The sequence below is a fragment of the Flavobacterium sp. GSB-24 genome, assembly GCF_027924665.1.
In the GTDB taxonomy this organism is placed as follows: Bacteria; Bacteroidota; Bacteroidia; order Flavobacteriales; family Flavobacteriaceae; genus Flavobacterium.
Genome location: NZ_AP027043.1, coordinates 3,590,688 through 3,611,595, shown reverse-complemented (window position 1 = coordinate 3,611,595; position 20,908 = coordinate 3,590,688). Strand labels below are relative to the sequence as shown.

Annotated in this window: 16 protein-coding genes; 8 read left to right on the top strand and 8 right to left on the bottom strand. The window is 35.7% G+C overall.

The features are described from left to right. Positions 1-88 precede the first annotated feature (88 nt). Entirely contained in the window at positions 89-1,123 is a 1,035-nt protein-coding gene (locus QMG60_RS15645) for a toll/interleukin-1 receptor domain-containing protein (RefSeq protein ID WP_281865587.1), read from the top strand. Positions 1,124-1,420: 297 nt separating this feature from the next. On the opposite strand, the gene QMG60_RS15640 is transcribed toward QMG60_RS15645, so the two are convergent. From QMG60_RS15640 to QMG60_RS15625, 4 genes are all read right to left on the bottom strand, one after another. Continuing rightward, positions 1,421-1,849, bottom strand: a complete 429-nt coding sequence (locus QMG60_RS15640) for a hypothetical protein (RefSeq protein WP_281865586.1) — start codon at positions 1,847-1,849, stop codon at positions 1,421-1,423. 426 nt (positions 1,850-2,275) lie between these two features. Beyond that, complete coding sequence (locus QMG60_RS15635) at positions 2,276-3,121, bottom strand: macro domain-containing protein (RefSeq protein WP_281865585.1); 846 nt, start codon at positions 3,119-3,121, stop codon at positions 2,276-2,278. A 5-nt stretch (positions 3,122-3,126) separates the two neighbouring features. Then, positions 3,127-3,690, bottom strand: coding sequence for a TIR domain-containing protein (locus QMG60_RS15630; protein WP_281865584.1), 564 nt, complete (start codon positions 3,688-3,690; stop codon positions 3,127-3,129). 243 nt (positions 3,691-3,933) lie between these two features. Next, positions 3,934-4,191: a helix-turn-helix transcriptional regulator gene (locus QMG60_RS15625; protein WP_281865583.1), complete on the bottom strand. Its 258-nt coding sequence runs from the start codon at positions 4,189-4,191 to the stop codon at positions 3,934-3,936. Positions 4,192-4,778: 587 nt separating this feature from the next. On the opposite strand from QMG60_RS15625, the gene QMG60_RS15620 reads away from it, so the two are divergent. Genes QMG60_RS15620 through QMG60_RS15610 form a run of 3 tightly spaced genes read left to right on the top strand, consistent with a single transcriptional unit; the run spans position 4,779 to position 11,801 of the window. Beyond that, complete coding sequence (locus tag QMG60_RS15620; RefSeq protein ID WP_281865582.1) at positions 4,779-7,727, top strand: SusC/RagA family TonB-linked outer membrane protein; 2,949 nt, start codon at positions 4,779-4,781, stop codon at positions 7,725-7,727. Positions 7,728-7,737: 10 nt separating this feature from the next. Continuing rightward, on the top strand, positions 7,738-9,120 hold the full coding sequence (locus tag QMG60_RS15615; RefSeq protein ID WP_281865581.1) for a RagB/SusD family nutrient uptake outer membrane protein: 1,383 nt from the start codon (positions 7,738-7,740) through the stop codon (positions 9,118-9,120). A gap of 35 nt (positions 9,121-9,155) precedes the next feature. Continuing rightward, complete coding sequence (locus tag QMG60_RS15610) at positions 9,156-11,801, top strand: prolyl oligopeptidase family serine peptidase (protein WP_281865580.1); 2,646 nt, start codon at positions 9,156-9,158, stop codon at positions 11,799-11,801. A gap of 75 nt (positions 11,802-11,876) precedes the next feature. Here the strand turns inward: QMG60_RS15610 and QMG60_RS15605 are convergent, their stop codons facing one another. From QMG60_RS15605 to QMG60_RS15590, 4 genes are all read right to left on the bottom strand, one after another. Beyond that, complete coding sequence (locus QMG60_RS15605) at positions 11,877-12,152, bottom strand: DUF6520 family protein (RefSeq protein ID WP_281865579.1); 276 nt, start codon at positions 12,150-12,152, stop codon at positions 11,877-11,879. A 95-nt stretch (positions 12,153-12,247) separates the two neighbouring features. Then, positions 12,248-13,768, bottom strand: a complete 1,521-nt coding sequence (locus QMG60_RS15600; protein ID WP_281865578.1) for a MauE/DoxX family redox-associated membrane protein — start codon at positions 13,766-13,768, stop codon at positions 12,248-12,250. A gap of 80 nt (positions 13,769-13,848) precedes the next feature. Next, the gene (locus QMG60_RS15595; protein ID WP_281865577.1) at positions 13,849-14,793 is read right to left on the bottom strand and encodes a helix-turn-helix domain-containing protein; all 945 of its coding nucleotides are present in this window, start codon (positions 14,791-14,793) and stop codon (positions 13,849-13,851) included. A 45-nt stretch (positions 14,794-14,838) separates the two neighbouring features. Continuing rightward, positions 14,839-15,222 (bottom strand): hypothetical protein, encoded by a 384-nt coding sequence (locus QMG60_RS15590; RefSeq protein WP_281865576.1) that lies wholly within the window; start codon positions 15,220-15,222, stop codon positions 14,839-14,841. Positions 15,223-15,474: 252 nt separating this feature from the next. Here QMG60_RS15590 and QMG60_RS15585 point away from each other — a divergent pair, with 252 nt between their 5' ends. The 4 genes from QMG60_RS15585 (at position 15,475) to QMG60_RS15570 (ending at position 20,906) form a co-directional block, all read left to right on the top strand. Continuing rightward, positions 15,475-17,901, top strand: a complete 2,427-nt coding sequence (locus tag QMG60_RS15585) for a bifunctional aminotransferase class I/II-fold pyridoxal phosphate-dependent enzyme/GNAT family N-acetyltransferase (RefSeq protein WP_281865575.1) — start codon at positions 15,475-15,477, stop codon at positions 17,899-17,901. A 100-nt stretch (positions 17,902-18,001) separates the two neighbouring features. Next, on the top strand, positions 18,002-18,853 hold the full coding sequence (locus tag QMG60_RS15580) for an RteC domain-containing protein (protein ID WP_281865574.1): 852 nt from the start codon (positions 18,002-18,004) through the stop codon (positions 18,851-18,853). Between the two features lie 226 nt (positions 18,854-19,079). Beyond that, the gene (locus QMG60_RS15575; RefSeq protein WP_281865573.1) at positions 19,080-19,388 is read left to right on the top strand and encodes a helix-turn-helix domain-containing protein; all 309 of its coding nucleotides are present in this window, start codon (positions 19,080-19,082) and stop codon (positions 19,386-19,388) included. Between the two features lie 81 nt (positions 19,389-19,469). After that, positions 19,470-20,906 carry a DUF3945 domain-containing protein gene (locus QMG60_RS15570; protein ID WP_281865572.1) on the top strand — a complete coding sequence of 479 codons (1,437 nt, stop codon included), beginning with the start codon at positions 19,470-19,472 and terminating at the stop codon, positions 20,904-20,906. The last annotated feature ends 2 nt before the right edge of the window (positions 20,907-20,908 follow it).

Here is a 20,908-nt window from a genome sequence, read left to right as displayed (position 1 = left end):
TTTAATTTATCAAATATCATCTTGCATTCACTTAATCCGGCAATGTTAATTAATTCTTTTATATTTGTCTAACTTATTAAATTTAATAATGAAAATTTTTATTTCTCATTCGTCAAAAAACGCGAATTACGGACAAGCACTCGTAGATTTGTTGGTAGCGGTTGGTGTTAATAACGAACAAATTATATTCACCAGTAACGACGCATTTGGAATTCCTACTGGTCAGAACATATTTAATTGGTTGAGAGCTAGAATTACTGAAAAGCCATATGTAGTTTATCTCCTTTCTTCAGACTATTATTCGAGTATTGCCTGCATGAATGAGATGGGAGCCGCTTGGGTTGTCGAAAATGAACATACAATTATATTCACACCTGAATTCAAAGCTTCAAGCCCTGAATTCCAAAACGGAGCTCTAGACCCTAGGGAAATGGGATTCAAAATAAATAATCACGATAGAGTAACAGGCTTTATTGAAACTCTTCGCGTTTTATTTCCAATTTCGACCAAAGCCGTTTTTGTAAGTCAAAAAATACGAGAATTTATCGAAAAGGTCAATTCGTTCGAAGTTCCCAGACAAAGTTTACCAATTACACAAATTGTAAAAAATGAGAACCACGTAAATCCAATTATAACAACCATAAAAGAAGAAAAAATAATAGTTGAAAATTCTCCAAATAAAATAATTGACAGCAACAGCAAAACTTCACAAGTTGATAAGCTATTTAAGGATCTACAAGAAGGAAAGTTAAAGGATGAGGAGATAATCTTACTTCATTATTCTATTGACACCGCAAGATTCAAACTAGGAGTTGGATGGAAAAGTTCAGGTGAAATTGAAAATATCAAGACTTGGGAAGATGTTAATTCATTAAATTCAAAATTATCATTAGGATATGACGAAGTTATACGTCGTTTCGAGTTAAAAAAGTTAACTAAAGTTACTGAATTAACAAGTAGCAATAATCCGAGAGAGGTTGCGTTTATATCAGATTTAACAAATTTATTACTTGGACTACCTGAAGAAGGCAATTTAAAAATTAAAGAAGCTTTAGCGAGAAATGAAAGTGTAATTCCTAAATCTTGGAATATTTTTGAAAAGGAAGATGATTTACCATTTTAAATAGAAACTGCCTCTAATAGCACCTAATCGAATTCCTATTCTTGCATATTTAGCTTGATATAGATTCGGATTATCTTTATGATTTTGTTGAGTACAAAAACGATAAAAAACCTTTCCCTGAGGAAATTCTTTTAGAATTGGTTAATATAATAATAATGAAAACGAACTTAGAAAAGCTCAATATTTTGAATTATCAGATAACGATGAAAACTTATAGAGTGGCATCTGCGGATTTTCTCGTCTTTAACCATCAAACGCAGATAATCTCTCCGCAGAAGATAAACTTTCTTGTGAAACTTATCTAATCTCTATTTCTTCATCTTTTTGCTCATCGCTATTTATTTTTTCCAATAACCCAGTATAACTAGTCATTACGAAAACAACAAACAAACTGCAGGTTAAGAATATTGTTCCAAAAATCCAATTGAAGTTAAAAAAGATTGACGCAATTCCAGATATAGATAGAAAGCAACCAAAAAAATTACAAATCCACAAATACCAGATGTGAGCTCTAATTTTATATAGCCTTTCTAAATAAAGTGCAGCAATACTTCCAACTAAAAGTGGAATTGATATTGCGAAGCAATATAAGGCGATTGAAAGTTGTAGTGTATCTATTCTCTCATTAATTAACTGAATGATAATTACCATCGACGTACTTATTAACGCTGTAGCAATAAATAAGTTTTCTTGTTGATGTTTTTCTTTTACCTGATATTTTTTCATCTATATAATAAAGAATTTTATTAAACCTTAAATCGTTGAATAACTTTACGATCGTTATCAAACTTTATCAATTTGTAATTCGAATAGGAGCTAACATATTTGCAAAATGGACTCCGTGTTTATAATTATTTGTTTTTGTTGTAAATACTTGGTATTCCTAAAAACACTATAGCCACTCCAATAAAAAATAAAGTTTCAATTAAGACTGATTTTTATTTAATTTTTCCATTATTTAATTATCTGATATAGTTATTTTTTTTTGATTCTTTTTTCTCCAGATTGTGGATCGCTTGGCAGGAACGTTTGCAACTTGGCGAAGTTGTGAACTTCATAACTGGCTTATTTCGGCTCAGATAAAATTTCTTGCCAAACGCCCAAATGAATTTCCACAAAATTCACAATCTTGCCAAACGGCTGTTAGAGTAGTTATTTTAGTACGTGCACCAAATGATCTTTTATATCATAAAGATTCATTCCGAAATTTTGAGCATCTTCAGGTCGAACAGCAATAATCAATTTACTTGAAAATTTATGTTGCAAAGACGCTTTTGCAAATGATTCTGCAATTAAAGCAATCATCTTCTTTCTAGAAATTTTTACCCGCCCTCTACCAGTACCTATAACAGGTACAATAAGTTCTTGAAGCTGACCACTATTTCGTACATAATCCCATAATCCGTTTAATGAAGCATCTATTTCTGAAATAGTTGATGAAGCATTTCCACCTTCTCCCAGGGTGGACATCGCTGTAAAATAAAAAGTTTTCCCATGAGTATGAATTGGAATTGTAGTTCCAATCGGGTAAGGGGTTGTAGTGTTTAAAGCTGCAAGTTTTTCTTGTAAATTTTTAATTAATTCTATCTGATTTCCCGTAAAATACTTTGCAGTAAATTGACCTTGCAGACTATCAACTGCTATTCTTCCGCCTGCTACATCAGCTTCAAATTGAGTATTTGTACTTATCATAGTCGCGCCGCTGAGACTAAATAAGTCAGCAATACGAACATCAATTGAAAAGTCGTACTCTGGAAATGAAACTGAAATTGATTTAATGGGTCTTTTTAATAGAATCGAAAATATTACTGAAAGAACCATGAAGATAAAGAAAGCGTACGAACCATATTGATCACGGGTATACACTTTAAAAAAATCTAATGTTTCGGCAATAAGCCAAATAGTACCAAAAATGGCGAATATAGATTTAAGTCCCTCGAATGAAAAAATATAACGCCAATAGGCCGTGCTCAATATTGAGTTAAGAATGTATTTCATTTAATTTAGCATTTGTAGAAATAATGTCCAGCGTTACATTTTGTGTCAATCATGAAATCAGGATCATTAAGAGCCGCTTTTATTAGATCTTTTTTATTCGGTATATGCATGGTTGGAATGGCTTTCATGGAATCTCTAAATATGGGTAAGTTGTCCCATAAATCAGTTATCCTTTTATTTAGAACGTTCTGGTTGCAATTAATTATATCACTCTTCTCAGTGAAATCTGTATAAACAACTATGATAGGCAATTTCTGCGAATTTATTGCATAGTCTATTTCTTCTCTTATAGCACGAGAACTTTTCGTTAATGAACTTAAAAATAGAATAATGTTTTTTGAGTTTCTTATTCGTTCTCGAATTCGCGGTTTTAATGTTGTCTCCCAGTCACTGCTATCTCTTACACTATAAGTTGTATCATGCGCATTTTTAAAAGGAAAAGATGAATCATTTCCTTTCCAAGCCCTTAGCATATTATAATAAACAAAGTCTTTTGTTGCGTGTGCTCCAAGGCTACACTCGTCAAATGGCTCACTTACGTAGAAGGCCGAATAATTTTTGTCTCTCATGGTTAATGGTTTTGGTTGTTTTTAATGCACCTTAATATTATTCTTGCCATAAATGGATTACTGACATATGATTTCAGATACATGTATATCATTTATAAGTTTAAACATCAAACTTACGGAACCACTCTCCTTTTCTTTTACGGTTTTCCATAATAGCCTCATAATGCAAATTAGTTTTTTAACAGATATATAGACCCCGTATAAATACGTGTTTTTATAATTCAACTAAATAAAAAAAGATGCTTAAGCATCTTTTTTAAATCTTTCATCATCAAAAAAATCTTTCAATGTTATATCTAACATTTTACAAAATTTTTGAATTGAATATATTGTAACACCTCTTTTATTGTTTATGCTTTCCCATCTATTGATTACCTGCCTATCGATGTGATGTTTTTGAGCAAAATCTGTTTGCGAAAGACCAGTTTTTAGACGTAAAAACTGTATTCTTTCTGCAATTTTTTTTTGTAGTATAGTATCTTCTTTTGTTAATTCTGCCATACTGCAATTTTGGTAAATTTTCATAATATTCTGTAAACCACTTGGATTACAAAAAATATTTTTTATCTTTGGATAAGATTTGATTATTTATTTTAAATAATACATAATCATTTATTAAATTTGCGATTCTTCATAAAAAAAATTGAAGCATTCGCTTTGAATCTCGTATCAAAAAACTGGCGTTTTACATACCACGAGAGGATAAGTAAGATGCTCACGTCTTATTGGCGTGGGCTCACTTATTTGTGGTTGGGTGCCGCCAGTGCCTTTGATACGATAAGCTGAGTTCCGCGCCTTTTTTATGCCTTAAACTCTCTTATTATTCTTAGCAGTACTTCTTAATATTTAAGCTTTCGCATTTAAAGTCGAACTCTTTAAAACTTTATTCCGGTGTATTAAACAATTCTTCTTATGCTATTAAGCCGTTTACTTAATACATAAAAATGGCCCTCTACCAGCGACAAACTTGTATAGAGGACCGTAGCCAATCAAATCATATTTAACTAACCAATCCCAAAATTATGAATATTTTTTCATTTTCCATGGGTGGAAGAGCTTGTTATTGCCTAATTTTTATAGGTTTTCTTATGTCTTTTTCACCAATGTCTGCCAAAAATATCTCTCGGCAAGGCAATTCACTTTCCCAACAGCATATGGTTCAAGGCACTGTCACAGACGGTACTAATCCCCTGCCCGGTGTAACCATTGCTATTAAAAACAAAAAAAATAATGCCGTAATCTCCGATTATAGTGGTCAGTTTTCACTCACCTCCTCTCCTAATGACACACTTGTAGTATCTTATATTGGTTTTAAAACAATGCTTGTTCCTATTCAAGGACGCTCAGTTGTAAACATTATACTTTTCTATGATTCTACTACCCTTAAGGAAGTAAAAGTGAATGCCGGATATTATTCAGTCAAAGAAAGTGAACGAACAGGTAATATATCCCGTATTACCTCCAAAGATATCGAGACACAGCCTGTGACCAACGTGCTTGCTACTATGCAGGGCCGAATGGCGGGTGTGAACATTACACAAAATACTGGTGTTCCAGGAGGTGGATTTGACATTCAGATCAGAGGAAGAAATAGCATAAGAACAGATGCCAATGCTCCTTTATACATCATTAATGGCGTACCTTATGCTTCGGATGCTATCGGTTATACACAGACCTCAACAGTTTTTCCAACTGTAACAAGTCCATTAAACAGTATCGACCCCAACACAATTGAAAGTATTGAAGTGCTTAAGGATGCTGATGCAACTGCAATTTATGGCTCTCGCGGTGCCAATGGAGTTGTACTTATAACGACCAAAAAAGGAAAAGAGGGAAAGACTAAGTTTGATTTTAGTGCCTCAACCGGAGCAGGTTCAGTTACCCGTTTTATGAAATTAATGACCACAGACCAATATCTAGACATGCGGCGTCAGGCTTTTCGCAATGATGGAATAGCTAACTACCCTGCAGGAGATTATGACATCAACGGAACATGGGATCAAAATCGGTATACTCATTGGCAAAAGGAACTTATCGGCGGTACATCATTAATAAACGAACTGCGCGGAAATATTAGTGGAGGATCCCAGTACACGCAATTTCTATTTAGCGGAAGCTATTACACACAATCGACCGTATTTCCGGGGGATTTTTTATATAAAAAGGGAAACTCGCACGTGAATTTGAACCATAAGTCTAAAGATAACAAGTTTCGCCTTGTATTTTCTGCCGGATACACCATACAAAATAATGACCAACCAGCATTTGATCTGACTGCAACATCTACAACACTCGCGCCAAATGCCCCAGCCCTATACGATTCCTCAGGAAATCTTAATTGGGAAAACGGAACATGGAACAATCCTTTGGCCAACCAGCAGGCCGAGAATAAATCCACCACAAAAGATCTTGTAGCCAACACGGTTCTATCTTATGAAATAATTCCAAATTTGATTCTCAAAAGCAACTTTGGCTATACAGATTTACAGCATGTGGAAAGCCGTACGAACCCTTCCACGATTTATAATCCTTCTTTTGGAATAACAAGTGCCAATTCAACTTTATATCTCAATAACAGCAAACGAAGCTCATGGATTATCGAACCACAATTAAACTGGGAAAAAGAATTAGGTAAGGGAAAACTTGGAATTCTTTTAGGAAGTACTTTTCAGCAAAGGAACGCTTCGCGCTTATTTCAATCGGGATCTGGTTTTAGCTCCAATGCTCTTATTTATGATTTGGCCTCAGCAGCTAACCGTCAGGTTCAAATGAGTGATGAAACCATTTATAAATATCAGGCATTCTTTGGCAGAATCAATTACAACTGGAATGACCTATATATTGTGAACCTGACCGCAAGACGTGATGGATCAAGCCGTTTTGGTCCCGGAAATCAATTTGCGAATTTTGGCGCTGTTGGTCTAGCATGGCTTTTTTCTAATGAGAACTTTCTTAAAAACAGTTCCTGGCTGAGTTTTGGAAAAATTCGCAGTAGTTACGGGATAACTGGTAATGATCAGATTGGAGATTATCAGTTCTTGAACACCTATAACTCCTCGGGAGTCAATTATCAAAACATAATAGGGCTTCAGCCAACCCGTCTCTTTAATGCTGATTTTGGCTGGGAAGTCAATAAAAAATTGGAAGCTGCTTTGGAATTAGGCTTTTTAGCAGATAAAATTTTTATTACTGGGGCATGGTATCAGAATCGTTCTTCAAATCAATTGGTTGGTATTCCGCTTCCCGGAGCAACTGGATTTACACAACTGCAGGCCAATTTAGATGCTACAGTGCAGAATACAGGATTGGAGTTCACATTACGCACCGTTAATTATTCGAATAAAAATTTTAACTGGACCAGTAATTTCAATGTTTCCTTTTCTAAAAATAATCTAGTATCGTTTCCAAACTTAGCCAGTTCCAGCTATAAAAACACTTACCGAATTGGTGAACCACTCAGCATTTTACTGCGTTATAAATACACAGGGCTTGATCCCGTAACTGGAATTTACCAGTTTAAAGATGAAAATAACGATGGAAAGATTTCTTCTCCAGATGACAAACAAACTGTCATAAATCTTAATCCTGATTTTTTTGGAGGGTTTCAAAACCAACTGAGTTACAAGAACTGGAAATTGGATTTTCTTTTTCAGTTTGTTAAACAACAGCGTGAAAGTTACGCCGGAGTTGCAGGAATGATCAATCATCCAAATAGGTTCGTGAACAGTTGGCAGCAACAGGGAGATACAAGCCCTTATCAAATGCACACTGCCGGATACAATGCTGTTGCATTGACGGCACAATCCCTTTATAGTACCAGTGATGCAGTTGCTACTGATGCTTCTTTTATTCGTTTAAAAACTATAGCAATAAGTTATAATCTTCCTTTAAAATCGAAAGAGTTACAGTGTCTGTTTACAATAAATGGCCAAAACCTCTTGACTTTTACGCCTTATGAGGATGGAGACCCAGAAAGTACCATTGGATTTTTACCCCCATTAAAAGTAATTACTGCCGGAATCCAACTCACTTTTTAATTGATAAAACATGAAAACAATAGCAACAAAAAACATAGCACAACTTAAAATAGCCTCTAAAATAAATTTTTATATACTTATTTTAATGCTTTACTCCTGTGATTCATTTGTCGAAGTAGATCTTCCAAAATCGCAATTAACCAATACTGCCGTTTTCCAGAATTACACAACAGCCAATGCAGCAATGGCTGATATTTATGCCAAAATTCGCGACAAAGGTCTTCTTACCGGAACAGTTTCTGGTATTTCCAATCAACTGGGTTATTATACAGACGAACTTACTTTTTATGGTACATCTACCAATCCTGCTTTTGCGTTTTATAGTAATTCTGTTTTGCCTTCTAACACTACTGTAAGTACAATGTGGAATAATGCATACAATCAAATTTACGCTGTTAATTCAGTATTAGAAGGTATAGCTGTATCTGATTTTAGTACTACAGAGAAAGCTCAATTACAAGGAGAAGCATTTTGTATTCGCGGTTTGCTTCATTTTTATCTTACACAGCTTTTTGGAGACATCCCTTATATCGAAACGACCGACTACAAGCTGAATAGTACTGTAAAACGTTTACCGATCGATCAGGTTTACATTCATATCATAAATGATCTAAAAAATGCTGAACAGCTTCTTCCCTCCTCTTATTTAAGCTCAGAAAGAGTTCGTGTCAATTCATTTGTGGCAAAGGCATTGCTTGCCAGAGTCTATTTATATACAGGTAGATGGAATGATGCTGTTAAAATGAGTAGTGAAGTAATAGATAATAATTCACTTTATCTTTTTGAGGAAACAATAGGCAAGGTATTTTTAAAAGGCTCAACAGAGGCCATTTGGCAGTTTATGCCTTCGATAGCGGGAAAAAACACAGATGAAGCTATTCTGTTTACATTCACTTCAGGTCCGCCTCCAATGGTAGCTATGAGTGAATCTCTAATGAATTCGTTTACAGCAAACGACCTTCGCAAAACAAATTGGACAACAGCAATTACTACTGCAGGCAAAACCTGGTATTACGCCTCTAAATATAAAGAATCTAAAAATACTTCAGCGGCAAAGGAATATTCTATCATCCTACGCTTAACTGAACAATATCTTATTCGTGCAGAAGCAAATACACAACTTAAAAATTATCAAGGAGCCAGAGAAGACCTGAATAAAATCAGAAAACGTGCAGGTCTTTCTAATTCTGCTGTCAATACAAAGGAAGAATTTATGCAGACTATAATTGAAGAAAGACGAAAAGAACTTTTTACGGAATATGGTCACCGCTTTTTCGATCTCAAACGTACCAATAATGTCGATGCGGTTTTATCTGTAAAACCTGGTTGGGACAACGCTGATCGTTCATTGCCAATTCCAGAAAGTGAATTTATCGTAAACCCCAATTTATAGATTAAACCCAGATTAGCAATTGAATACTAGACACAATGAAAAAAGACTTTTATATAAACAATATATTACCCCGCCGAAAGGCATCTTTATTTTTAGTTTTTATTTTGCAATTAGCCGCCTATCCCTTCTGGGGACAGGGATTGCAAAAAAAAGTGTTGAATGTAAATGATTATTCTAAATGGGGCCAATTAAATCTGAATGAATTAAACGAAAACGGAAGATGGGTCAGTTATACTTTATCATACGAAAATGGTACTGATACTTTATTTCTGAAAAATACCAAATCAATGCTAACAAAGAGCTTCCCAGCCGGAACTAATGGTCGTTTTGTAAATTTTGATTGGTTTATTTTTCAAACTGCTAAGGAAGTGCAACTTGTAAATCTCAAAACAGGTTTAAAAGAAATAATTAAAAATGCGATACAATATGACTATTCGCCTAATACAGGAAAACTATTGCTTCTTTTGAGTCAAAATGAAAACCAAAGAACATTGCTTATTCGTAAACTGGATGGTACTGGCAAAGAGCAGATTGCATCAGTTGATAACTTTATGATGGATCCCGCGTTGCAAATGGTATTATACACTTCAAAAGCAGATACAAAGCATACAATTACACTTTTAGATTTTTCTAAAAAAAACAAAAGAACAATTTTAGGTAACAGTTCAGGTTCGTTTGATAATCTGGCTTGGCATCCAAAAGGAAAATCAGTTGCTTTTATGGAAATGCCTTTAAATCCATCAGAAAGCAAAATGGTTTTTTATTATGACTTACACGGCAATAAAATTTACAAACTTGATATTGATGTACAGCATGAACTGGGAGATTCATTGTCTATCACTGATAAAAGCCACAAACTAAAGATATCAGACGACATGCAAAAGGTCTTTTTTTCTGTAAAGCGAAAAACAAAACTACAAACAACTAAAGTAAGCTCTGAAGTACAATTATGGAACGGAAATGCTAAATGGATTTATCCTCTGGAAGAAAAAAGAAAGCAGTCTGAACAAACTTACCTTGCCCTATGGGAGCCTTTCAAAGATAATACAAGACTTCTTTCCAATGATACTCTACCTCAAATTATGCTGACGGGGGATCAGCGTTATGCCATACTTTCCAATAAAAAGCAATACGAGCCTCAGTATGATTATGAGAGTCAGCGAGATTTTTATATTATGGATTTATCTTCTGGAAAAAGTGAAGTGTTACTGAAGCAACATTCCGGCAATATGTTACGTACAACAGCCTCGCCAAACGGCAAATACATTGCTTATTTTGAACAAAAAAACTGGTGGATTTATGACATTTCAAAAAAGTCGCATACCAATATCACCAAAAATCTGAAATCTTCTTTTTTTCATAATGAAAAACAGTATCCAAATAATTCAGATGTTGATTCTAGCATTTTCTGGACAATGGATGGCAAAGAAATCCTGTTATGTGACAAATATGATATTTGGGCGATTAACACGGATGGATCTTCTGCTCGAAGATTGACATCTGGTAGAGAAACACAAACAAAATTCAGGTTAGCAGGTTACTCTTTAGTTCTTCCTGCAAGATCGAACTATGATGGGATAATATTTGATTCAGTCGATCTTAACAAAGGGTTATTATTAGAAGCGAGCAGTGTGAGGGGATATTCCGGCTTTTATAAATGGTCACCAAAATTAAATAAAAATCTTGTATATTCAACATCAACGCTTCTCAATCAATTTACTCAGTCGGCCGACGGAACTACATTTGTTTATTTAGAACAGAGATATGACGTTTCACCCAGATTGATGATTAAAAATCAATCTAATGATTCTTCAAAACTTTTAGTGCAAAGTAATCCACAGCAGGAAGAATTTTATTGGGGAAAAGCAAAACTAATCCACTATAAAAATACAAAAGGAGATTCGCTGAGTGGCATCATATATTATCCAGCACAATATAATAGTCAGAAGGAGTATCCCATGATTGTTTACATTTATGAAAAATTATCAAACGATTTTTATAAATATATTGCGCCTTCTGAATTAGAAGATAGAGGATTTAATATAACGACTTTTACTACTCAAGGTTATTTTGTTCTTCTGCCCGATATCTCATATCAAATAGGGGAACCTGGATTATCCGCAGCCGATTGTGTTGTCTCTGCAACAAAAGAAATGATAGAAAAAGAAAAAGTGCTACCTGATAAAATTGGTCTTATCGGACATTCTTTTGGCGGATATGAAACGAATTTTATTATTACACAAACTGATCTATATGCAGCTGCTGTTTCAGGAAGTGGCGCTTCAGACCTGAAAAATTTCTATCTTACAGTTGGAGCTACAGGCAGATCTAATATATGGCGTTTTGAAAATCAGCAGTGGCGTATGGGAAAATCATTGTTTGATGACCGTGAAGGTTATAATAGCAATTCACCCATTGAACATGCAGAAAACATAACAACCCCACTTCTTTCCTGGACAGGAGAAAGCGATAAACAAATGAACTGGAATCAAAGTGCAGCACTTTATTTGGCTCTGCATCGATTAAATAAAGAGCATATTATGTTAGTTTATCCAAAAGAAGGACATACTATTTTAAAACCTTTAAATCAGAAAGACTTATCGATGCGAATACATGATTGGTTTGACTATAAACTAAAAGATTTACCTCCTGCATCATGGATAAAAGATGGCTTGCAATAATGTATAAAATAGTAATGCAGTTCCAAAAGAACTGCATTACATTCCTATAATATACATTCCTAAAATAATTAATTATTAAGGACGATATACTACTTCTGAACAAGTGGTTTGACTTTGTTCATCCTTTGCAAATACCTGCTCTCCGGCAGGAAGATAAGAAACACGACAAACCTCATTTTCCTGATCTGAACAGGTAATAGGCATACTACATGGATTTTGAGGTGTATCTCGATATCCTAATATGATATCATCTGCTTTCTCTGCACTCTGCATCGATGAAGTGAAAAATGCTCCAGAAATTCCAAGTACAAAAATGGCCATCGGCACAGCTTTTTTTACAATTGTTTTCATAATATTAAATTTTAAAAATTAATGTGATCTACTTTTTTCTACAGGTGTTCGATCTGATTCCTGATACATGCGCTAGTATATTTTTAAGTGTATCATCATCCTTCTTCAGGTATATTTGTCATCTCATTTTTTAATTTATTGTTTACTTTATACATCACTAATTTGGTATCAATAAGAGCATATATATAGTCTGGAGTAACCAAGAAATTCCTAATTTTTTTTCCATCAATTCCATAAATATGGAAACTAAACAGGTATGTCTTTTTAATTAGATCATATACATCAATAACAGATGCCTGATCCCAGACTTTTCTTTTTTCATATCGACCTGGAACATTGGAATTCACAAAAAGAAGATGACCGCAGATGCTGCTAGCAGCATTTACACTAATGGTTGGAATTCCCATTGTACGTTCTGTTTTGTTTTTGAGATATGCTACTTTAATTTGTGCATGTGAAACGGTATCAATTGTGTTTCCTCGATAGTCCAATACCCCGTTTTGATCTGCCACTATATATTCATTTCTATAGCTGTATATGTATACAATTCTTTTCAGCTCTGTACTGTAATGTAACATACCATCCGTATCGAAAATGCCATCAATTTGCTTTTGCAATAACTGTGGCGCCATATTTGTCTTGGCTTTCTCTCCTGTCGTGAAAAAACCTAATATATTAGTATTGTTGCTGATTCCCCTAAATGCAATTGTACCACTATCAATCGGTATGGCGATATTGAAGTATGGCGATTTAGGCTTTTGTAATCTAGCCTTCCAATCACTTATATGACCTCTAAAAATCACTCGGGTTTTACCATCAATTACATAAAAGAAAGGAGGACGAACAGCTAGCCTGATCGATTTAAAAGTAAAACTGTCCCGATCTAATTTTACATGTATCTTTTGCTGTTGGAGTTTGAAATTCATAGATAATAAATATAACGGCACTGTTGAATTTCCTAAATATACTTGACTGTTTCCCGATCCTGCAAAATAATAAGAATTGTATTTTAAATCCACTGTATGTTTTAATGTAATAGGATGATGTGGATAACGCCGAATAAAGGGGTTTTGGCGCTGCATTATTTGCTCTGAAGACAGAAATAAAATTAGAACAATGACACTGTTTGCTAAAGCAACTAAAACTAACTTAATATTGTAGAATTCAATGAAATTGCTTTTATCTTTTACAAAGCTATTATGTAATGAAAGTGCTATGCCCCCTATTATCAAAAAGAAAACATTGAAGAACAAATGTTGCTGCCAACTCATTTTCTCCAGTATCCCACCACAGGAACATGGAAGAAATGAACTATAATTTAACATTATAAAAATGTATGCAGTAAACATTGCCATCAAGCAAAATCCAGCATATAATGCTTTCATTCTTGTCTTGGTAATTAACAGAAAAAAAACTATTAGAAACTCCACAATTAGTACCGTCCAAGAAATCCAGTCTGCAAACGCGCTCAATAAAGGAGACTGCCCAAGCTCCACCTGGAACTTTTCGAAATCCACGGCTTTATTTGTGGCTGCATATGCAAACAATAATAGATACAGCAGGCAAATTATCTCTACAAATTTTTTTTTCAATCCGATTTTCGTATTCAGTATCATAAGTAGTCGATTTGAATTCAACAATGTAAAATTCTGAATTCCAAAACCATAACACTTATACTATCGGGATCAAAAATTAATTATGAAGGATTAAAGTGATCCAATGGCAAAAAACCACCGGCTTTACCTCTGCCGAGTTCTTTAGGAGAAAATCCAAACTGCTTCTTGAATGATTTAGAAAAATTAGGATAGCTGTTAAAACCATTCATAAAGGAAATATTCTTCAGCGGAATATCGGTCTGCTCTATCATAAGGTAAGCCCTTTTTAGACGCTGCTCTGTATAAAACTTGTAGACGCTTGTATGGAAAAAATGCCTAAATCCGTCTTTGAGTTTAAAATCATTTGTACCGAACTGTCTTGCCAGTTCCTTAACAGATGGTAATGGTTCAGTCAAATTCGCCAGTACATAATCATAAACCCGCTGTATAAGGCGCGCATCAGTTTGTTTGAAATTAGAATGCCTGCTTAAATTAATTTCAAATGCTTCAGAAGCAGCTTCATTAACCTTGAGAAAGGGAGCCACAAAACTAAGTACGGTAAACTTACCATCCGATAATCTCGATACCGAACACTCGGCAGTTACAATCAGCTTTTTGAGTGTTATAAAATTCAGTGTAATGATTTCACCCGATAAAAGCATCTCTTCCAGTTCTTTTCTCTCAATGTCAGACATACTGCTGAAGTCATCGCTTAAGAAATCCTGTATCGGGCGTCTTAGCATTTCTGTTGCATTATAACCCAAAATTTCCAAGGCGCCTTGATTTACATTTTTTATAGAATGATTTTCATCTAAAATAAAAGTTGCAGGTGTTACCATCCTATGAGTAACATAGGGATTTACAAAACCGGAATGAAAGGCAGACTCTTTAAGTTCTTCTGCAACCATGTTTACAAGAACCACCAGAGTTTCAATTTCGTCGTCATAACTGCTAAGGGGAATATGACCATTGAAGTTGCCCCGTGCTATCTCAAATAACATCTTGTGCATGGATATTAGCCGCTGGCGATTGTGGGGTCTCTTCATCGGTCCTGATTTTATATATTTACTTCTGCCTAGTTAGATCTGTTTCTATAGAAAACTTTTAAGATAATCCATTGCCTCCTGCTCAACAGTAAAGATTCGGGTAGGTACAGAGGGCTTGTTGATTTCCAGATAAAAAGTGCTCATCGTCATTGAAACGTTTTCACTGCCAATCAATGCAACTGCTTTTGCAAGCAGAGATCCGGATTTAGCCAGATAGTCTCTGGCTGCTTTGTCAATCGAGACTATGCCCCTAGTATCACAAAACACTGGTAATTGTCTCTCATTTTGAAATGCGATCCTGTCAGCTACAACACGCATAGCTACTTCTAAATCAATTGCAGTATTGGGCTTGTATTCGAAAAAAAGAATTCCCTTTTCAATCCAAAATCTCGCATTTCGATTCTCATAAGATTCATGTGCCGCAATCATGTCCTATCAGTTTTTAAATAAAGGGTTGTAATTTAACAAAAATATAAAGATTAAGAAACATTGTAATTGTCAATTGTGGATTATTTCTTGCAAAACACACTGATTTGTTGTTAAATCGGGAATTACCCTTGCCAAATTGGGAGTAAAATATCTGTAAATAAAAGTACTTTCAATTTTTATAAGGAATTTTAGATGTCTGTTTTTCAGATATTTAAAAAATAATGATTGTAAAACTTAAAAACCTTATAGAAAATGGCAAAAATAAAGCACAACAATTTTATTGATACAGTTGACACCGTTTTTTCAAATGCAAGAGAAAAAGGCATATTACACCTTTACGCTGAAGGTGAATATCTTAATGGGCGAAGCATAAAAATTAACGGAAGCGAAATGCTCCATTTCGGAACTACAGGATATCTTGGACTGGAACAGGATAAAAGACTGAAAGAGGCCGCAATAAGCGCCATTACTAATTATGGAACTCAGTTCCCGCTTTCTAAAACTTATCTTTCCCATCCCTTATATGCTGAACTGGAAAGCAAGATTGAGCAGATGTACAGTATACCGCCAATCATAACTAAGAACAGTACCCTAGGACATATGGCAATCATCCCAACTCTGATAAGAGATGAAGATGCCGTAATTATAGACCATCAGGCGCATTGGAGTGTGCAGAATGCCTGTCAGGTTCTTAAGCTTAGGGGAATACCAGTGGAGATGATACGCCATAATAACCTCGAAATGTTGGAGGACAAAATTCGAATGATGCACCGCAAATCAGGGAAAATCTGGTACATGGCGGATGGTGTTTATTCAATGTACGGCGATTATGCGCCGGTACAGGAGCTGTTGAACCTTGCCAGAAAGTATCCGCAACTCCATCTCTATTTTGATGATGTCCATGGAATGAGCTGGAAAGGAAAAAATGGGACAGGTTTTATCTTTGATACTATTGGAACGTTGCAAGAAAATATTGTAGTTGTCAGCACGCTGAGCAAGACATTTGGTGCAAGTGGTGCCACATTTTTCTGCACCGATCGTAAATTACGTGAAAAGATTAAAACTTTTGGCGGTCCCCTTACCTTCTCAGCTCAGCTTGAACCTGCATCAGTTGCCGCTGCAATCGCATCGTGCGAAATACATCTCTCTGCCGAAATATATGAGCGCCAGGCTGAACTTGCCAAAAAAACAACACATTTCAGCGAGCTCCTTTCAAACAGCAGTCTGCCCCTAGTCTCTGATAACGACTCCCCCGTTTTTTTTCTGGGAATGGGGACACCCGCTACTGCTTATAATTTTACCAAACGCCTCTATTCAGAAGGTTTTTATCTCAACCTTGGTATCTATCCAGCAGTTCCTATAAAGAATACAGGAATCCGTATCACGATATCTGCGCATAATAAAATTGAAGATATAACAGATCTTGCCTGTGCAATGGATCACCACTTTCACAAAGCAGTTGAAGAAACCGGAAGCAGCGACCAAAAAATACGTCAGGCTTTTAGAATCGATATCAAAACTAAGCTTCCTGCTGTAAAACAGCAAACTGAAATGCTGCAGATTGACGAGACAACAACAATAGCGAACATAGACAAGCAGGAATGGAACAAATATCTGGGTGCTCATAATATTTTGGATTGGGAAGGAATACAGTATCTCGAGCAGACTTTCGCAAACGTTCAGAATCCAAGCAATAAATGGGATTTTTTCTATTATATTATCCGTGACCAGAACATGAAAGTGGTTTTAATGACCTACTGTACGTTGGGGATCTGGAAAGATGATATGCTGGCTACAGAATCTGTATCAAGGCACCTGGAAGAAATTAGAAAAACCGACCCCATGCATATGACTTCCAAAGTATTAAGTACCGGCTCATTATTTACTGAGGGGCTGCATTGCTATATCGACAAGGATCATCCTCTGGCAGAGCATTCAATGAGAATGCTATTAAATAAGCTTGAGGAATCATACAATTCGCTGGATGCCGACATGCTCGTTCTGCGTGATTTTGAAACTGAATTCCGCTGGGATGAAATGATAAGAAACCAGGGGTATTTTAGAATCGATATGCCGGAATCATGTGTTATTGAAAATAAAAACTGGCCCAAAATTGAGAATTATGGTTCCCTGCTTTCTACTCGTTCACGCCAGCATTTCAATCGGGAAATACTGCCATACGAAAAATTCTATGCTGTTGAAATAAAAGATTGCCTCAACAAAGAAGAACTAAACAGGGCGTACCAGCTATACTGCAACGTAAAGGAGCGCAACCTTGCTATAAATACCTTTACATACAAAAGGGAAGTATTTAAAAATATGAACAGCTGTCCAAACTGGGAGTTTATAATTCTTACCCTCAAAGATGCCCCTGAAAAGAATTTCGTTGGGATAATGTTCTGCTATAAAAATTCAGGAAAAGTATATGTACCAGAACTTATCGGGATGGACTATATTGCCGGAGACGGCTTTAACTTGTACAGACAGCTTTTGTACCAAACAATAAAAAGAGCACGAGAGCTTGAAATTGCACGAATCGATTTCGGCATATCAGCAAGTTTTGAAAAGAAAAAACTTGGCGCTTCTATAATACCGAAGGTTGCTTACATACAAGCCCGGGATAACTACGCTATGGAACTTATGCAGACACTGCAGAATGAAACCAATACCGTGCGCTGATATAATACATTTTAATTTTCAACGAAAAGTAACGTCATAATGTTTGTGGGCAGCAATGTCCATGCTTTTCCTTGTTCAAATAAATCTAAATTCTGTTGCCATGATAAGATCTACATGTGAGAACGCACTTCAGGTTATTCGAAAAGCAGAACAGGAATTCAGCTTAGATCCTGAACATATAATTGAAAAATCCTATCACATGACTACCGTGCTCCGAAACCTGCTTAGTACGGTTAAAAAAAATGTTTTAGAAAAAGGATTCTCAGATGAAAATGAAGAAATTAATTTTTTTAAAAGTATCAAACCCCAGATACTGGGAAAACTGATATTTTACAATAAAGTTTTCCGAATTGAAGCATCCTGCCCGGTTGTAAGCGGCAAAATGCATCATAAATATTTTTCCAATGAGCTCAACCTCCTGAAGCAGGAATATAAAGAGCACTTTTATAACACTGATTTTTATCGCTACTATCGCACGGGAAGAACCGAATGGGATCACCATTTTTTTTGCCGGGGAAAAATAGACCTTCATGAGGGAGTCAATAGTTTTGTATTTGAAATTGACACTCAATTTTCCACCTATTATGATTATAAGGTAGCCCGCATAATTGCTAACGAAATGCTCAATAGTTACCTCGTTTCTAAAATTGAACCTGACACCCAGCAGACCGCTATTTTTTCAGACGCAAATACAGCAAACAGAGACTTTTTCTGGACAGATTCAAAGAATGCACTGATCGAATTGATTTACGCACTTCACGCATCGGGAAGTATTTCTCATGGAAAAGCTGGTATCCGTAAAATAAGCATGGTTTTTCAGCTGCTGTTTAGGATCCAGCTCGGGGATGTCCATCATGCCTTTCATAGGATGAAAGACAGGACTGAAAGCAAAAGCATTTTTCTGGATCAGCTAAAATCATCACTTAAACAGCACATGGAAAAAGAGCTATAGAGACTTTTTAAACTTCAATTCTGTTGCCAATGAGGGGCAATTGGTATCAAGTAACTAATAACATACCATTACTTCTATATGTTCACCTGTCCCAGTAAATTAACAACTCATATCCTTTTTAAAACCGTTAAAACTTTCACAAAACTGCATTTTACATTGGCAGGCATTGGCAATGAAAAACTTTTGCCATTAGCAATTTTGCATCACTAATGTAAAACACACAGTCATGAATATAGACAGAATGGAATTCATTTCCTGGATGGAACGAATCATAGAACGTTTCGATCTTTTGAGCTCGCATATCAGTGAACTTGAAAAAAAACGCGGAAGTGTTGACGGCGAAGAGCTATTGGATAATCAGGATATATTGCAGATGCTTAAAATAAGCGGTAGGTCACTTCAGCGTTACCGATCAATCGGCAGGCTGCCCTATTATACAATTAGTGGAAAAATATATTATAAGCTATCCGATGTACACCAGTTCATCAGAGAAAGTATTAATGTCCGAATGCCAAAAACATACGCCAAGGAGTGAAAAATAAGGCCAATAGATTCCAGCTTTCAGTGAGCTCCTTTTCACCTTTTAATTTCGCAATGCAATTTAAAATTAAAGATCATGAGCGAACAAATTAAAGATTTACTAAATACTACTGAAGAGTTATCAGATATACTGCTGGTATTCGATAAAGAGAAAAAGAAAATCATGGCGGTAAAAGGCATTGACCCAAATGGTAATCTGGAAACCGTTGACCCTACCCACAAAAATCAGAATCAATTTATGCGGGTAGACAAGCACGGGGATGTGTTTTCAAATTTCTTTTCTAATTTTTTCAGCCAGCTGAAGAACCCCACTAATTTTTCGTTCTTTAAAATCCCTGCTCTGCTGGCTGTCGATACTTCAAAAGAAATGCAGAAACAGATAGATCATCCTACACCTGAAGGTGAGCAATTAATGAAACAGCACGAAGTAAAAGATTATAATCAAAAAAATGAAATTAATATGGAAACAGCACAAACAAATCCGGAAACAAGTGAATACAAATACAAACCGGAACAGATCGATTGGGAAACATTAAACCATTTGGGTTTAAGCAAAGAAAAACTTGAAAAAATGAGCCTGCTTGATCCGTTGCTAAAAGGATACAAAACAAATGAGCTTGTACCGGTAAGTCTTAATCTTGGTACTGCCGTCACCAGAATGGATGCTCGGTTATCGCTTAAACAAAATGATGAAGGACAGGTCGTATTGGCCATTCACGGCATCCGAAAAGAACCTAATCTGAATTATCCTTTTTTCGGTCACGAGTTCACCAAGGAAGATAAAGACAATCTGCTGCAAACAGGAAATATGGGACGCGTAGTGGATCTCACAAATCCGAAAAACAATGAGGTCATGCCTTCCATTATCAGTATAGACAGGCTGACCAATGAGGTGGTGGCACTGCGCACGGACTTCATTAAAATTCCCGATGAAATCAAAGGTGTAAAACTAAGCGAAGAGCAAAAACAAACTTTATTTGAAGGGAAACCGCTTCCATTGGAAGGTATGGTTTCCAAGAAAGGAACTTCCTTTGATGCATCTGTGCAATTCAATGCCGATAAACGTTTTGTTGAATTTCTCTTTGACAGAAATGACATTAACAGACAGACACAAGGAAATCAGCAGAACCAGACTCAGGGAGCACCAAAAAACTTTAGGGATAAAGAACTCGACAATGAGCAATATCAAAAGCTAAAAGATGGCCAGACGGTTTATATCAGTGGCTTAGTGGATAAAAAAGGGAAAGAATATAATGGATATATCACCTACAACAAGGAAACCAATAAAACAGATTTTTCATTTCAAAATCCAGATAAAATCAAAGAACAGATAAAACCTTCTGAAGCGCATAAAACACAGACCGCCGTCAATTCCGAAGGCAAAACTAATGAAGCTACCAAGGACATAAAGGAGCCTTTAAAATCAGGACAGACAAATCCTGATAACAAGAAACAGCAGGAACAACAAGAAGAATCTGACGCGCCTGCTAAATCAAAAGGGCGTAAAATGTAATA

Coding starts and splice junctions, on each gene's coding strand:
- QMG60_RS15645 (WP_281865587.1), top strand. CDS start 89: ATGAAAATTTTTATTTCTCATTCGTCAAAAAACGCGAATTACGGACAA.
- QMG60_RS15640 (WP_281865586.1), bottom strand. CDS start 1,849: ATGAAAAAATATCAGGTAAAAGAAAAACATCAACAAGAAAACTTATTT.
- QMG60_RS15635 (WP_281865585.1), bottom strand. CDS start 3,121: ATGAAATACATTCTTAACTCAATATTGAGCACGGCCTATTGGCGTTAT.
- QMG60_RS15630 (WP_281865584.1), bottom strand. CDS start 3,690: ATGAGAGACAAAAATTATTCGGCCTTCTACGTAAGTGAGCCATTTGAC.
- QMG60_RS15625 (WP_281865583.1), bottom strand. CDS start 4,191: ATGGCAGAATTAACAAAAGAAGATACTATACTACAAAAAAAAATTGCA.
- QMG60_RS15620 (WP_281865582.1), top strand. CDS start 4,779: ATGTCTTTTTCACCAATGTCTGCCAAAAATATCTCTCGGCAAGGCAAT.
- QMG60_RS15615 (WP_281865581.1), top strand. CDS start 7,738: ATGAAAACAATAGCAACAAAAAACATAGCACAACTTAAAATAGCCTCT.
- QMG60_RS15610 (WP_281865580.1), top strand. CDS start 9,156: ATGAAAAAAGACTTTTATATAAACAATATATTACCCCGCCGAAAGGCA.
- QMG60_RS15605 (WP_281865579.1), bottom strand. CDS start 12,152: ATGAAAACAATTGTAAAAAAAGCTGTGCCGATGGCCATTTTTGTACTT.
- QMG60_RS15600 (WP_281865578.1), bottom strand. CDS start 13,768: ATGATACTGAATACGAAAATCGGATTGAAAAAAAAATTTGTAGAGATA.
- QMG60_RS15595 (WP_281865577.1), bottom strand. CDS start 14,793: ATGAAGAGACCCCACAATCGCCAGCGGCTAATATCCATGCACAAGATG.
- QMG60_RS15590 (WP_281865576.1), bottom strand. CDS start 15,222: ATGATTGCGGCACATGAATCTTATGAGAATCGAAATGCGAGATTTTGG.
- QMG60_RS15585 (WP_281865575.1), top strand. CDS start 15,475: ATGGCAAAAATAAAGCACAACAATTTTATTGATACAGTTGACACCGTT.
- QMG60_RS15580 (WP_281865574.1), top strand. CDS start 18,002: ATGATAAGATCTACATGTGAGAACGCACTTCAGGTTATTCGAAAAGCA.
- QMG60_RS15575 (WP_281865573.1), top strand. CDS start 19,080: ATGAATATAGACAGAATGGAATTCATTTCCTGGATGGAACGAATCATA.
- QMG60_RS15570 (WP_281865572.1), top strand. CDS start 19,470: ATGAGCGAACAAATTAAAGATTTACTAAATACTACTGAAGAGTTATCA.